An 11,986-nucleotide genomic window follows, 5' to 3' on the forward strand; every position below is an offset into this window, starting at 1 on the left:
CTCATGTCGGCCGAAGCCGTCACCCAATTCGTATCCGTGACGCGGACCTCGGAACAGGTCGCGGAGCAACCGTTCTATATCCCGATGACGGGGCCGTCGGCGCGGCCACGGCGTTCGCTCAAGCACGACGACACTTTCATCGTGCTCGACAGCCATGGCGACATCGGCGCATCCGCCGGGGGGCCGGACGGCCTGTTCCATCACGACACGCGCTACCTTGCGCGGCTCGAGCTCGTGCTCGACGATCTCCAGCCGCTGCTGCTCGGCTCGAACCTACGCGACGACAATTCGGCATTGACCGTCGACCTCACCAATCCGGACATCTACCGGCAGGGCAGCCTCGTTCTGCAGAAGGACCTGCTGCACATCGTGCGCACGATCTTCCTGTGGCGCGGCACGGCCTATCAGCGCATCGGTGTGCAGAACCATGGCGACCGGCGCACCAGCGTCGACCTGACGCTGCTGTTTGGCAACGACTTCGCCGATTTGTTCGAGGTCCGCGGCGAGCGGCGGCCGCGCCGCGGGATCGGAACCAGCCGGCTGCTCGGGCCGACCGACGTCATGTTCGAATATCGCGGCCTCGACGAGGCCGAACGGGCGACCGGACTGCATTTCGACCCGCGTCCGACGCGGCTCTCGGTCAATGCCGCGACCTGGGAGCTCGACCTGGAGCCGCACCAGGCCAAATCACTGTTCGTGGCCGTGTCCTGCAACCGGCCGGTGACGGAAAAGCCGGTGCGGTTCTTCCCGGGGCTGCTGGCGCACCGCCGCGAGATGCGGCAGTTGACCATGGGCGCGGCCAGCATCGAGACCTCCAACAACATCTTCAACGAGGTGCTGTGCCAGGCCATGGCCGACCTCAACATGCTGATGACCGAGACGCCGCAGGGGCGATACCCCTATGCCGGCATCCCCTGGTACTCGACGACGTTCGGTCGCGACGGCCTCATCACGGCGCTCCAGATGCTCTGGGTCGATCCGCGCGTCGCCAAGGGCGTCCTGCGCCGGCTCGCGCATTTCCAGGCCACGGCGATCGATCCGCTCGCCGACGCTGCGCCCGGAAAGATCCTGCACGAGATGCGCGGCGGCGAGATGGCGGCGCTCGGGGAGGTGCCGTTCGCGCATTATTACGGCAGCGTCGATTCGACCGCGCTGTTCGTGCTGCTTGCAGGAAGCTATTTCGAGCGCACCGGCGACGAGGCCACGCTGATCGAGCTGTGGCCGGCGATCGAGGCGGGGCTGGCCTGGATGGACGGCCCTGGTGACCCTGACCAGGACGGGTTCGTCGAATACCAGCGCGCGACCGAGAAGGGGCTGGCGAACCAGGGCTGGAAGGATTCCTACGACGCGATCTTCCATGCCGACGGACAGCTTGCTGAGGGCAATATCGCGCTTGCGGAAGTCCAGGGCTACGTCTTTGCCGCCAAGCAGCTCGCCGCGCGTTGCGCGCTGCGGCTCGGCAAGCCGGAGCGGGGACGCAAGCTCGAGGCCGACGCCAGGGCACTCGCCGAGCGCTTCGAGACGTCGTTCTGGTGCGAGGAGCTCGGCACCTATGCGCTCGCGCTCGACGGCGAGAAGCGCCCCTGCAAGGTGCGGACCTCGAACGCCGGGCAGGTCCTGTTCAGCGGCATGATCCGCGAGGATCGCGCCCGCCTCGTCGCCGCCGATCTGATGAGGCCGCATTTCTTCTCGGGCTGGGGCATCCGCACCGTCGCGCAGGGCGAGGTGCGCTACAATCCGATGTCCTATCATGACGGGTCGATCTGGCCGCACGACAATGCGCTGATTGCGCTCGGGCTCGCGCGCTACGGCCTCAAGCATTCGGTGGCGCATGTCTTCAAGGGGCTGTTCGATGCCGCGACCTATATGGATCTGCGCCGGCTGCCCGAATTGTTCTGCGGCTTCCGGCGCGAGAAGCGGCGCGGCCCGACGCTCTACCCGGTCGCCTGCGCGCCGCAGGCCTGGGCCAGCGCGACGCCGTTCACGCTGCTGGAGGCGGCGCTCGGCCTCGAGTTCGACGTGGCGCGCGGCGAGATTCGCCTGCGCAATCCGCATCTGCCGGCGTTCCTCAACGAGGTGATCCTGCGCGATCTGCGCCTCGGCGAATCCAGTGTCGATCTCCGGGTCAGCCGCCACGGCGACGACGTGGCGCTGGAGGTGCTGCGCACACGCGGCCAGATCCAGGTCTCGATCGTGCTGGCGCGCTAGCGGTGCATCGTGAGGAGGGTGTCATGCGTGCGATCGGAGCTTTGATCCTGAGCGTGGCGATCGTGATTGGCCTGACGGTTGCACCATCGCGCGCCGCGGAGGATCAGCCCGCAGGCCAGAATGAAGCGAACGTGCCTCCGACGGCACCGCCGCCGGTCTCGACCGTTCCGGTGACGCCCAAGGACGCCGCGCCGCCACCCTCGGTGACCATCATCGGCGCGAGCGAGGCCCACGGCGTGCTCGGCCGCGACGTTCGCAGCGCCGCCGGCGAGGACATGGGCCGCATCGTCGACGTCATCGTCGATCGCACCGGCCATGTGCGGGCCGCGGCGATCGATTTCGGCGGCTTTCTCGGCGTCGGCAGCCGCAAGATCGTGGTGGACTGGAACGCGCTGCGCTTCGGCAAGATCGCCACCAAGAAGGACAGCATTACGCTGGAATTGACCAAGGCGCAGGTCGCGGCCGCGCCGGAATACAAGGAAGACACGCCGATCGTCGTGCTCGGCGCGTCCGGCAGCCTTCAGCCGCTGCAAGCGATCCAGTGAGGTGCCGGGAGGGCTCACCGCCTGTGCTGTTGTCGAGGAAGCCGAACCAAGCGGATCGCGACGCCCGCGCCGAGCAGGTGAACGTCGCTTCGCCGTCGGCCGCGGGTATTCCGGCGCCCTCGCGCCAGAGCCTGCGCGGCCTCGACTGGTTCATCTTCTTCCTCGCCGACGTGCAGACCGGCTTCGGCCCCTTCATCGCGGTCTACCTGACGACGCAGAAATGGACCCAGGTCGAGATCGGCCTCGTGCTGTCGATCGGCGGCATCGTCGCGTTGATCGGGCAGATGCCGGGCGGCGCGATCATCGACGCCGCGAAGTCGGAGCGCCTGGTCGCCGCCCTCGCGATTGCGACCATCGGCGCCTGCGCGCTTGCCTATGCCGCCATGCCGATCTTCCCCGTTGTGGTCGCCGCCGCCACCTTGCACGCGGCGGCGAGCTGCGTGCTCGGGCCGGCGATCGCCGCGATCAGCCTTGGCCTCGTCGGCCCGCTCGCGATCGGCGAGCGGCTCGGCCGCAACGCGCGGTTCGCCTCGCTGGGCAACGGCGTCGCGGCGGCGGTGATGGGCACCGCGGGCTATCTCCTGTCGAGCCGCTCGGTGTTCCTGGTCACCTTCCTGCTCGCGATCCCGACCCTGATCGCGCTCTCGCGCATCCGCGAGAATGAGGTCGACATCAGGCGCTGTCACGGCGAGATGCCGCCTGAAGCCGCGGACCGCGGCGATACCAACATCTGGCACTTGATCCGGCAGCGTCCGCTCATCGTCTTCGCGCTCAGCGTGCTGTTGTTGCAGCTCGCGAACGCCGCGATGATGCCGCTGATGGCGAGCGCGGTGACGGCGCGGTCGAGCCAATGGGCGACCGTGCTCGTCGCCGCCTGCATCATCGTGCCGCAGGCGATCGTGGCGCTGCTGTCGCCGACGGTCGGGCGCAAGGCACAGCTCTGGGGCCGGCGTCCGCTGCTCCTGATCGGATTCGGCGCGTTGACGATTCGCGGACTGCTGTTTGCGACCGTGCGCGATCCCTACCTGCTGGTGCTGGTGCAGGTGTTCGACGGCTTCACCGCCGCGGTGTTCGCAGTCATGATTCCGCTGATCGTGGCCGACGTCGCCTTCGGCAGCGGTCATTTCAACCTGGCGCAGGGAATCGTGGGGACCGCGACCGGCATCGGCGCATCGCTGAGCACGGTGCTCGGCGGCTATGTCAGCGACAAGTTCGGCAATGCCACCGCCTTCATCGGGCTGTCCGGCGTCGCCGCGACGGGGCTCCTTCTGATCCTGCTGATGATGCCGGAAACCCGGCGCACGGCCTGATCGCGACAAAAGAGACAAAAGAGAAGGCCGGCCGAATCGGGTTCGGCCGGCCAAGTCACGGGGGAGAAAATCGGTCAGGCGTCGAGATTGTGCAGGCGCTGGCGGTTGCGCAGCACGATCTGGCGGGCGCCGGAGAAACCGAGAATGCCCTGGGCGTGAAGCTGCGACAGTGCGCGCGATACGGTTTCGAGGGTGAGGCCGAGATAGTCGCCGATGTCGCGGCGGCACATCGGCAGCGCCATCATGCCGGCAACGGCGAGGCGGCGGTCCATTTCGAGCAGGAAGGTCGCAACACGCTCCATCGCGGTCTTGCGGCCCAGCAGCAGCATGTGGTCCTCGGCATGACGAAGCTCACCGGCGGTCATCGCCCAGAGCTTGCGGGCAACCTGCACGTCGGTGCCGGCGGCCTTCTCGAGGCTCGCGCGCTTCACGAGGCGCACGGTGGTGTCGATGATGGCTTCCGCGGCGAGGCGGTGAGTGGGACCGGATTCGAGGCCGAATACGTCGCCGGCGAGATGGAAGGCGCCGATCTGACGGCGGCCGTCGGAGAGAAGCTTGTAGCTGCGCACCGCGCCGGTGACCACCTGATAGACGTATTCGGCCGCCTCGTCCTCACCGTAGATCTCCTCGTCCTTGCCGTAGGAGAACTCGGTGGCGACCAGGCCGACATGGCCCGTGACCGCGCCGAACTGGTCGGTTACGGGATGGGCAGGGGCAATCTTGCCACCGATTTGGGTGTTGATCGCCTGGGTGTTGATTGTCTGGGTCAGCATCTGCGCCATCTCCGTTGTGATGGCGCTTTCCTACGCGGTATCGGGGGCTTCGAAAATTTCGAGCGATATCTTAAGGGGGGTGCCTTACGTAGAATCCCGTAGGTCAGGCGCGGGGGCGGTCCTGGATGGCGTGGCGGATGCACTTGACCAGGTTTTCGTCGAGTAGCGGCTTCAAAACCACGTCTTTGATGCCCGCCGTCGCCGCCCGGGCCGAGATGTTCTCGTCGGGATAGCCGGTGATCAGGACCACGGGCGCGTCGCGGTCGGATTTGCGCAGGCGGCCGGCCAGCTCGATGCCATTGATGTCTGGCATCTTGTAGTCGATGACGTAGCAGTCCGGTCCAGGCGCGCTGACATTGAGCAGCGCCGTGCCGCTCCTGAAGGTCCGCACGGCGAAGCCGTCGGTCTCCAGCAGGAACCGCAGGGATCCCAATACGGCGGCATCATCGTCGACCACAAAGACGGTGGGCTGTGGGGAGGACGACGTCCACGCACGATGTGAGCTGACCTCGATCATGCTTTCCGGTTAGCATGACCCCGGAAAGGCGCTTTGACTTGCCTCAATCGTTGAGCATGCCGGCGCGCATCGCCAGGCGGACCAGTTCTGAAAGGCTGCTCGCCTGCATCTTGGTCATGACGTTGGCCCGGTAGACCTCGATCGTGCGCGGGCTGATGTCGTATTCGCGGGCGATCAGCTTGTTGGAGAGGCCCGCGACCAGCCCCTCCATGACCTGGCGCTCCCTGGGACTCAAGGACGCGACGCGGGCGGCGATGTCCTGCGCGACGGCTTCGTTCTTGGCGGCGGGCTCGGCCTGGCGGATCGCCGAATCGATCATGGCGGTGAGACGGTCGTCATCGAACGGCTTTTCCAGGAAATCGACCGCGCCGAGCTTCATCGCCTCGACCGCGAGCGGCACGTCGCCGTGACCGGTCATGATCACGATCGGGAAGGGGCTTTGCTGTGCCTTCATCCGCTTCAGCAGCTCGATTCCGTCGAGGCCGGGCATGCGCACGTCGGAGACCACGCAGCCGAAGTCGAGGCCCGGCAGGGCTTCGAGAAAGGCCAGGGCATCGTCGAACAAGGTGACGTCGAAACCGGCGGAATCCAGCAGGAAATTCAACGAGTCCCGCATCGCTGCATCGTCGTCGATGACGTAGACATGTCCCTTGGTCGTCATGATTCAGCTCTCGTCGGTTGCCGGCAAGGTGAAGCGGAATGTCGCTCCGCCCGCCGCGTTGCTCTCGGCCCACATGCGGCCGCCGTGAGCCTCGATGATCGAGCGGCTGATGGACAGTCCCACGCCCATGCCGGTCTCTTTGGTGGTGAAGAAGGTCTGGAACAGGTTTGGAATGACGTCGTCCCGGAAGCCGATGCCGGTGTCTGAGACCTCCACCTCGATCATGTCGTCGCCGACACGGGTGTTGGCGACGACGAGCTCGCGCTGCTGCGACTGCGCCATGGCTTCGAGCGCGTTGCGGAACAGGTTCACCAGCACCTGCTGAATCTGCACCCGGTCGGCGAGGACGAGATCGGCGTCGGGATCGAGGCTGAAGCGGAGCTGCACGTTCTGCTCGCGCGCGCCGGCGAGCCCGAGCGCGCCGGCTTCCTCGATCAGCTTGGACAGGCTCTCGACCCGCTTCTCCGATTCGCCGCGGGAGACGAAGTCGCGCAGGCGCCGGATGATCTGGCCGGCGCGCAAGGCCTGCTCCGCCGCCCGATCCAGCGCACTCTCGACTTTCGGCATGTTGGGATCGCTGCTGCCCGCGAGGAGGCGCCGCGACCCCTTCATGTAGTTGCTGATCGCCGCCAACGGCTGGTTGAGCTCGTGGGCGAGCGCTGAGGCCATTTCGCCCATCGCGGTCAACCGCGACACGTGTACGAGCTCGGATTGCAGCTCCTGGAGCCGGGCCTGGGTCTGCTGGTGCTCGGTGAGGTCGCGCACGAACCCTGTGAAAAAGGGCTCGCCCGCGCGTTGCGTCTGCCCGACGGACAGGTGCATCGGGAAAGTCGTGCCGTCGCGGCGCTTGCCCGTCACGATCCGGCCGATGCCGATAATGTGCGGATCATTCGTCCGGAGATAGCGCGCGAGATAGCCGTCATGACGCGACTGATCGGGCTCCGGCATCAGAATGCTCACGTTTCGGCCGATGGCTTCCTGCTTGCTGTAGCCGAACAGCCGCTCCGCGGCGCTGCTGAAGAGCTGCATGATGCCGCGCGAATCGATGACGATCATGGCGTCGGGCACCGTTTCGAGAATCGAGCGAAGATGATTCTCCTGGGAGCGCAGGGCCTCCTCGAGCTGCTTTTCCTCGTTGATGTCGAGGAATATCCCGCTGAGGTGACGTGGCGTGCCCGAATCGTCCCGGATCACGCCGGCCCTGGCCCGGATCCATTGACCGTTTCCGGACGCGGCGCCGAGCTTGAAGGACAGATCAAGCTCCCCGCCGCCTTCCGAGGTGCGCCCGATCGCCTTCAGGAAGTGCTCCCGATCGCTCGACTCCAGCAGGGAAAGAAAGAGATCGTAGCTGACGGCCTGATCCCGCTCGAGGCCAAACAGCCGCTTGGCCATCTCCGACCATTCAAGCTCGCGCGTCTTCAGATCGAGGTCCCAGGTGCCCACCCCGAATCCCTCGATGCGGCCCCTGAAATGCTCGCCCCGACCGTCGTCTGCCGGATGGGTCACGCGGGTCGGCGCCAAGCTCTGCTCCTGTTCTCAGCGGGCAGGCAGGATGCCTTTACCGCTACGGCAATTTCGCCCAAGGCTCGCCCAGAGGCAAGCGCGGACGTTGAATTCGCTGTCGTATCCTCATCGAACAGCGAGAGAGCCAGAAAGCGCCTGTTTGATCTATCTCATCCTGCCGCGCGGCAGCCGGCTTACGATTTGAAAAAATTTGGTGATGCTGGAGATACCCGATGACATACGCGACCGTCATGGTCAGCCTGGCGCTCGATCAGCCCAACGAAGCGCGTCTTCAGGTCGCGGGGGAGCTCGCCGAGCGATTCGAGGCGGCGATCGTCGGGGTTGCCGCAGCGCAGTTCGCGCCGCCACTCTATTTCACCGACGGCACCGAGGCGCAAGCGCTGATCGACGAGGGCGAAGCTTCGGTCAAGCGGCGGCTGGCAGACCTGGAAGCACAATTCCGCGCGGCCACGAAGGATCGCGGCGGGCATGTGGAGTGGCGCAGCGCCATGGATTTTCCGGCGCGATTCGTCCTGGCGCAGGCGCGTTGCGCCGACATCGTCGTCAGCGGAGGGCAGAGCCCGGCCTTCTCCGATGCTTTCTCGCTCGCGAGCCCCAAGGATCTGGTGCTGCAGGCCGGCCGTCCGCTTCTCGTCGTCCCCGATCGGGTCAACTGGCTCGACCTGCGCAACGTGCTGGTGGCGTGGAAGGACACGCCGGAGGCGCGGCGGGCAGTCACCGACGCGCTGCCGATGCTGCGCAAGGCGAGGGACGTCACCATCGTTGAGATCCCAGAGAAGGACGACGACAGCTCGGCCGTGATGGCCGGCGTCATCGACGTCGCTGCCTGGCTCGGCCGTCACGGCGTCACCGCGACCGCACGCGTCTCGGAGGCCGCAAGAGACGAAAGCCCCGCGGCGCATTTGGAGAAGGTCGCCGGCGACGTCGGCGCCGGCCTGATCGTCGCGGGCGCCTATGGTCATTCGAGATTTCGTGAGCTGATCCTCGGGGGCGTCACCCAGTATCTGGTCACACAGACCGCCCGCAGCGTGCTGCTGTCGCACTGACCGCCGCCGGTCAGCATCGAATCGAGGAGGACGCGCCGTGTACAGATTTCTTGAACAGACCGTCGACGGTTACATGACGCGCAACGTCAAGGCGGTGCAGCGCGGCCTCGACCTGTTCCAGCTCAGCGAGATGTTCGAGACCGACGATTTCAACAGCTATCCCGTCGAAGACGACGGGCAAGTGGTCGGCATCGTCACCAAGTTCGACATCCTGAAGTGCTTCGCCTTCACGCCGACCCAGATGTTGCCGCGCTATGACGACCTGATGAGACGCAAGATCGGCGACGTCATGACTCCCGAGTTCATCTATGTCAGCCCCGACACGCGGCTGACACGCGTGCTCCAGATCATGGTCGAGCACCGCATCAGGAGCATCATCGTGCTCGACGGTGCACAGAAGCTGGTCGGCATCATCGCCCGTGAGGACGTCATTGCGGCGCTCAAGGCGACGGCGCGGGACTGACGTGACGCCTTTTTCCTTCTCCCCTTGTGGGAGAAGGTGGCGTAGGCGGCCTTCGGCCGCCGTCCCACTTGGGACGCCGATGCTTCGCATCGGCTATGGCGCCGGATGAGGGGTATCTCTCCACACAGACACCGTTCCCCGCTGCACCAACCCCTCATTCAAGCGAGTTTGCCGCGTTGTCCTTGCTGCCCTCTCCCACAAGGGGAGAGGGCATTTCAACTAGCCGCACCGAAAAAATACGGAGGAACCCAGAAAATATTTGTCCGCTACGGCTCGCCTCCAAGGCCAGCTTGATTTCAATCAATTCCCCGAGAGGGTGAATGTGATTTCTGGCGTTGTGTTCTTTCAGAGAGAATCCGCATGAGCCAGCCCTCCATCCCCAAATCCATGACCATCGGTGAAAGCGGCTTGGCTGTCGTGTTCGCAGTCACCGCTTTTCTTTGCGTGATCGCCTCGGCCAAGGCGCTCGACGCGCCCTTTGCCTTTCACGCCGCGCTTAGCGCGGCGGCGAGCCTGGCTGCGGTGTTCTTCATCGTCAACCGCTACTTCGAACGGCCGGCGGCGTTGCCGCCCCAGGAAATCAACGGCCGCCCGAACTACAACATGGGGCCGATCAAGTTCTCCGCCTTCATGGCGATGTTCTGGGGCATCGCCGGATTCCTCGTCGGCCTCATCATCGCCTCGCAGCTGGCCTGGCCCGCACTGAACTTCGATCTGCCCTGGATCAGCTTCGGTCGTCTGCGGCCGCTGCACACCTCGGCCGTGATCTTCGCCTTCGGCGGCAACGTCTTGATCGCGACCTCCTTCTACGTGGTGCAGAAGTCCTGCCGCGCGCGCCTCGCCGGCGACCTCGCGCCGTGGTTCGTCGTGCTGGGCTACAACTTCTTCATTCTGGTCGCCGGCACGGGCTATCTGCTCGGCGTCACCCAGTCGAAGGAATATGCCGAGCCGGAATGGTACGCCGATTTGTGGCTGACCATCGTCTGGGTCGCCTACCTGCTGGTCTTCCTTGCCACCATCTTCAAGCGCAAGGAGCCGCACATCTTCGTCGCGAACTGGTTCTATCTCGCCTTCATCGTGACGATCGCGGTCCTGCATCTCGGCAACAACCCGGCGCTCCCCGTCTCGGTGTTCGGCTCGAAGTCCTACGTCGCCTGGGGCGGCATCCAGGACGCCATGTTCCAGTGGTGGTACGGCCACAACGCGGTCGGCTTCTTCCTGACCGCCGGCTTCCTCGCCATCATGTACTACTTCATCCCGAAGCGGGCCGAGCGGCCGATCTATTCCTACCGGCTCTCGATCATCCACTTCTGGGCGCTGATCTTCCTCTACATCTGGGCCGGCCCGCACCATCTGCACTACACGGCGCTGCCGGACTGGACGCAGACGCTGGGCATGACCTTCTCGATCATGCTGTGGATGCCCTCCTGGGGCGGCATGATCAACGGCCTGATGACGCTGTCGGGCGCCTGGGACAAGCTGCGCACCGATCCCGTGCTGCGCATGCTCGTGGTCTCCGTCGCCTTCTACGGCATGTCGACCTTCGAAGGCCCGATGATGTCGATCAAGGTGGTCAACTCGCTCAGCCACTACACCGACTGGACCATCGGTCACGTGCACTCCGGCGCGCTCGGCTGGGTCGGCTTCGTCTCTTTCGGCGCACTCTACTGCCTGGTGCCGTGGGCCTGGAATCGCAAGGGCCTCTACAGCCTGAAGCTCGTCAACTGGCACTTCTGGATCGCGACCCTCGGCATCGTTCTCTACATCTCGGCGATGTGGGTGTCCGGCATCCTCCAGGGCCTGATGTGGCGCGCCTACACCTCGCTCGGCTTCCTCGAATATTCCTTCATCGAGACCGTCGAGGCGATGCATCCCTTCTACATCATCCGCGCCGCCGGCGGCGGGCTGTTCCTGATCGGCGCGCTGATCATGGCCTACAATCTCTGGATGACGGTTCGCGTCGGCGAGGCGGAAGTCCAGATGCCCGTCGCTCTTCAGCCGGCGGAATGAGGAGCTAAAGAAATGTCGTTCTGGACACGCCACCAAATCTTCGAAAAGAACTCGATCATCCTGATCGTCGGCATCCTGCTGGTGATCGCGATCGGCGGACTCGTCGAGATCACGCCGCTGTTCTACCTCAAGAGCACGATCGAGAAGGTCGACGGGGTCAGGCCCTACACGCCGCTGGAACTCGCCGGACGCAACGTCTATGTCCGCGAGGGCTGCTATCTCTGCCATTCGCAGATGGTCCGGCCCTTGCGCGACGAGGTCGAGCGCTACGGCCACTTCTCGCTCGCCGCGGAGAGCATGTTCGACCATCCGTTCCAGTGGGGCTCCAAGCGCACCGGTCCGGACCTTGCCCGCGTCGGCGCCAAATACTCCGACGACTGGCACGTGACCCACCTGACCAACCCGCGCGCGATCGTGCCGCAGTCGGTGATGCCGGGCTATCCGTTCCTTAGCAGGGCCGAGATCGACCCGGATGCGATCGCCGGCGACATGCGCACGCTCAGGACGGTCGGCGTCCCCTACAGCGACGAGCAGATTGCCAATGCCGCCGCCGACCTGAAGGCCCAGGCCGATCCGGACAACGCCGGCACCGATGCCTTCGGCAAGCGCTACGCCAAGGCCGTCGTGCGCAACTTCGACGGCAAGACCGGCACGCCGACGGAGATGGACGCGCTGATCGCGTACCTGCAGATGCTCGGCACGCTGGTCGACTTCAAGATCTACAACGAGAAAGCCAATCTTCGCTGAGAAGGCATGAACGATGAAAGCCATCCTGACCGTCCATAATCTTGCGTCAGATCTCGTGACGACGATCTGGACACCGGTGTTCGTCGCGATCTTTCTCGCGATCGTCGCCTACGCATTCTGGCCCCGTAACAAGGCTGTGTTCGACAAAGCGGCGCACCTGCCGTTGCGGGAGGAGTAAAGAA

General features: G+C 65.1%; 12 protein-coding genes. 8 read left to right on the forward strand and 4 right to left on the reverse strand.

What is annotated here, in order from left to right; translation table 11 throughout:
• The first annotated feature begins 3 nt into the window (after window positions 1–3).
• From FJV43_RS27270 to FJV43_RS27280, 3 genes are read left to right on the forward strand one after another with little or no spacing between them, the layout of a single operon-like run.
• A complete protein-coding gene (locus tag FJV43_RS27270; RefSeq protein WP_239622113.1) occupies window positions 4–2,208 on the forward strand; it encodes an amylo-alpha-1,6-glucosidase in 2,205 nt (734 codons plus the stop codon).
• A 23-nt stretch (window positions 2,209–2,231) separates the two neighbouring features.
• On the forward strand, window positions 2,232–2,753 hold the full coding sequence (locus FJV43_RS27275) for a PRC-barrel domain-containing protein (RefSeq protein ID WP_239622114.1): 522 nt from the start codon (window positions 2,232–2,234) through the stop codon (window positions 2,751–2,753).
• 23 nt (window positions 2,754–2,776) lie between these two features.
• Window positions 2,777–4,063, forward strand: a complete 1,287-nt coding sequence (locus tag FJV43_RS27280; protein WP_239622115.1) for an MFS transporter — start codon at window positions 2,777–2,779, stop codon at window positions 4,061–4,063.
• Between the two features lie 74 nt (window positions 4,064–4,137).
• On the opposite strand, the gene FJV43_RS27285 is transcribed toward FJV43_RS27280, so the two are convergent.
• The 4 genes from FJV43_RS27285 to fixL all read right to left on the reverse strand — a co-directional run bounded on the left by FJV43_RS27285 (window position 4,138) and on the right by fixL (window position 7,535).
• A complete protein-coding gene (locus tag FJV43_RS27285) occupies window positions 4,138–4,836 on the reverse strand; it encodes a helix-turn-helix domain-containing protein (RefSeq protein WP_239622116.1) in 699 nt (232 codons plus the stop codon).
• Between the two features lie 103 nt (window positions 4,837–4,939).
• Window positions 4,940–5,353 carry a response regulator gene (locus FJV43_RS27290; protein WP_239622117.1) on the reverse strand — a complete coding sequence of 138 codons (414 nt, stop codon included), beginning with the start codon at window positions 5,351–5,353 and terminating at the stop codon, window positions 4,940–4,942.
• 43 nt (window positions 5,354–5,396) lie between these two features.
• Complete coding sequence (fixJ, locus tag FJV43_RS27295) at window positions 5,397–6,014, reverse strand: response regulator FixJ (RefSeq protein ID WP_239622118.1); 618 nt, start codon at window positions 6,012–6,014, stop codon at window positions 5,397–5,399.
• A 3-nt stretch (window positions 6,015–6,017) separates the two neighbouring features.
• A complete protein-coding gene (gene fixL / locus FJV43_RS27300; RefSeq protein ID WP_239622119.1) occupies window positions 6,018–7,535 on the reverse strand; it encodes a sensor protein FixL in 1,518 nt (505 codons plus the stop codon).
• 215 nt (window positions 7,536–7,750) lie between these two features.
• On the opposite strand from fixL, the gene FJV43_RS27305 reads away from it, so the two are divergent.
• The 5 genes from FJV43_RS27305 to FJV43_RS27325 all read left to right on the forward strand — a co-directional run bounded on the left by FJV43_RS27305 (window position 7,751) and on the right by FJV43_RS27325 (window position 11,982).
• Window positions 7,751–8,584 carry a universal stress protein gene (locus FJV43_RS27305; protein WP_239622120.1) on the forward strand — a complete coding sequence of 278 codons (834 nt, stop codon included), beginning with the start codon at window positions 7,751–7,753 and terminating at the stop codon, window positions 8,582–8,584.
• Between the two features lie 37 nt (window positions 8,585–8,621).
• Window positions 8,622–9,047 (forward strand): CBS domain-containing protein, encoded by a 426-nt coding sequence (locus FJV43_RS27310; protein WP_239622121.1) that lies wholly within the window; start codon window positions 8,622–8,624, stop codon window positions 9,045–9,047.
• Between the two features lie 360 nt (window positions 9,048–9,407).
• Complete coding sequence (ccoN, locus tag FJV43_RS27315) at window positions 9,408–11,057, forward strand: cytochrome-c oxidase, cbb3-type subunit I (protein WP_239622122.1); 1,650 nt, start codon at window positions 9,408–9,410, stop codon at window positions 11,055–11,057.
• 12 nt (window positions 11,058–11,069) lie between these two features.
• Entirely contained in the window at window positions 11,070–11,804 is a 735-nt protein-coding gene (gene ccoO, locus FJV43_RS27320) for a cytochrome-c oxidase, cbb3-type subunit II (protein ID WP_239622123.1), read from the forward strand.
• A gap of 13 nt (window positions 11,805–11,817) precedes the next feature.
• Window positions 11,818–11,982, forward strand: a complete 165-nt coding sequence (locus tag FJV43_RS27325) for a cbb3-type cytochrome c oxidase subunit 3 (protein WP_028179361.1) — start codon at window positions 11,818–11,820, stop codon at window positions 11,980–11,982.
• Window positions 11,983–11,986: the final 4 nt, after the last annotated feature.

Origin of the sequence: Bradyrhizobium sp. I71 (genome assembly GCF_022354745.1) — a bacterium.
Classification (GTDB): domain Bacteria; phylum Pseudomonadota; class Alphaproteobacteria; order Rhizobiales; family Xanthobacteraceae; genus Bradyrhizobium; species Bradyrhizobium liaoningense.

What these genes read in the sequence shown, in the direction of transcription:
- FJV43_RS27270 (WP_239622113.1), top strand. Translation starts at nt 4, where the DNA reads ATGTCGGCCGAAGCCGTCACCCAATTCGTATCCGTGACGCGGACCTCG.
- FJV43_RS27275 (WP_239622114.1), top strand. Translation starts at nt 2,232, where the DNA reads ATGCGTGCGATCGGAGCTTTGATCCTGAGCGTGGCGATCGTGATTGGC.
- FJV43_RS27285 (WP_239622116.1), bottom strand. Translation starts at nt 4,836, where the DNA reads ATGCTGACCCAGACAATCAACACCCAGGCGATCAACACCCAAATCGGT.
- FJV43_RS27290 (WP_239622117.1), bottom strand. Translation starts at nt 5,353, where the DNA reads ATGATCGAGGTCAGCTCACATCGTGCGTGGACGTCGTCCTCCCCACAG.
- fixJ (WP_239622118.1), bottom strand. Translation starts at nt 6,014, where the DNA reads ATGACGACCAAGGGACATGTCTACGTCATCGACGACGATGCAGCGATG.
- FJV43_RS27305 (WP_239622120.1), top strand. Translation starts at nt 7,751, where the DNA reads ATGACATACGCGACCGTCATGGTCAGCCTGGCGCTCGATCAGCCCAAC.
- ccoN (WP_239622122.1), top strand. Translation starts at nt 9,408, where the DNA reads ATGAGCCAGCCCTCCATCCCCAAATCCATGACCATCGGTGAAAGCGGC.
- ccoO (WP_239622123.1), top strand. Translation starts at nt 11,070, where the DNA reads ATGTCGTTCTGGACACGCCACCAAATCTTCGAAAAGAACTCGATCATC.
- FJV43_RS27325 (WP_028179361.1), top strand. Translation starts at nt 11,818, where the DNA reads ATGAAAGCCATCCTGACCGTCCATAATCTTGCGTCAGATCTCGTGACG.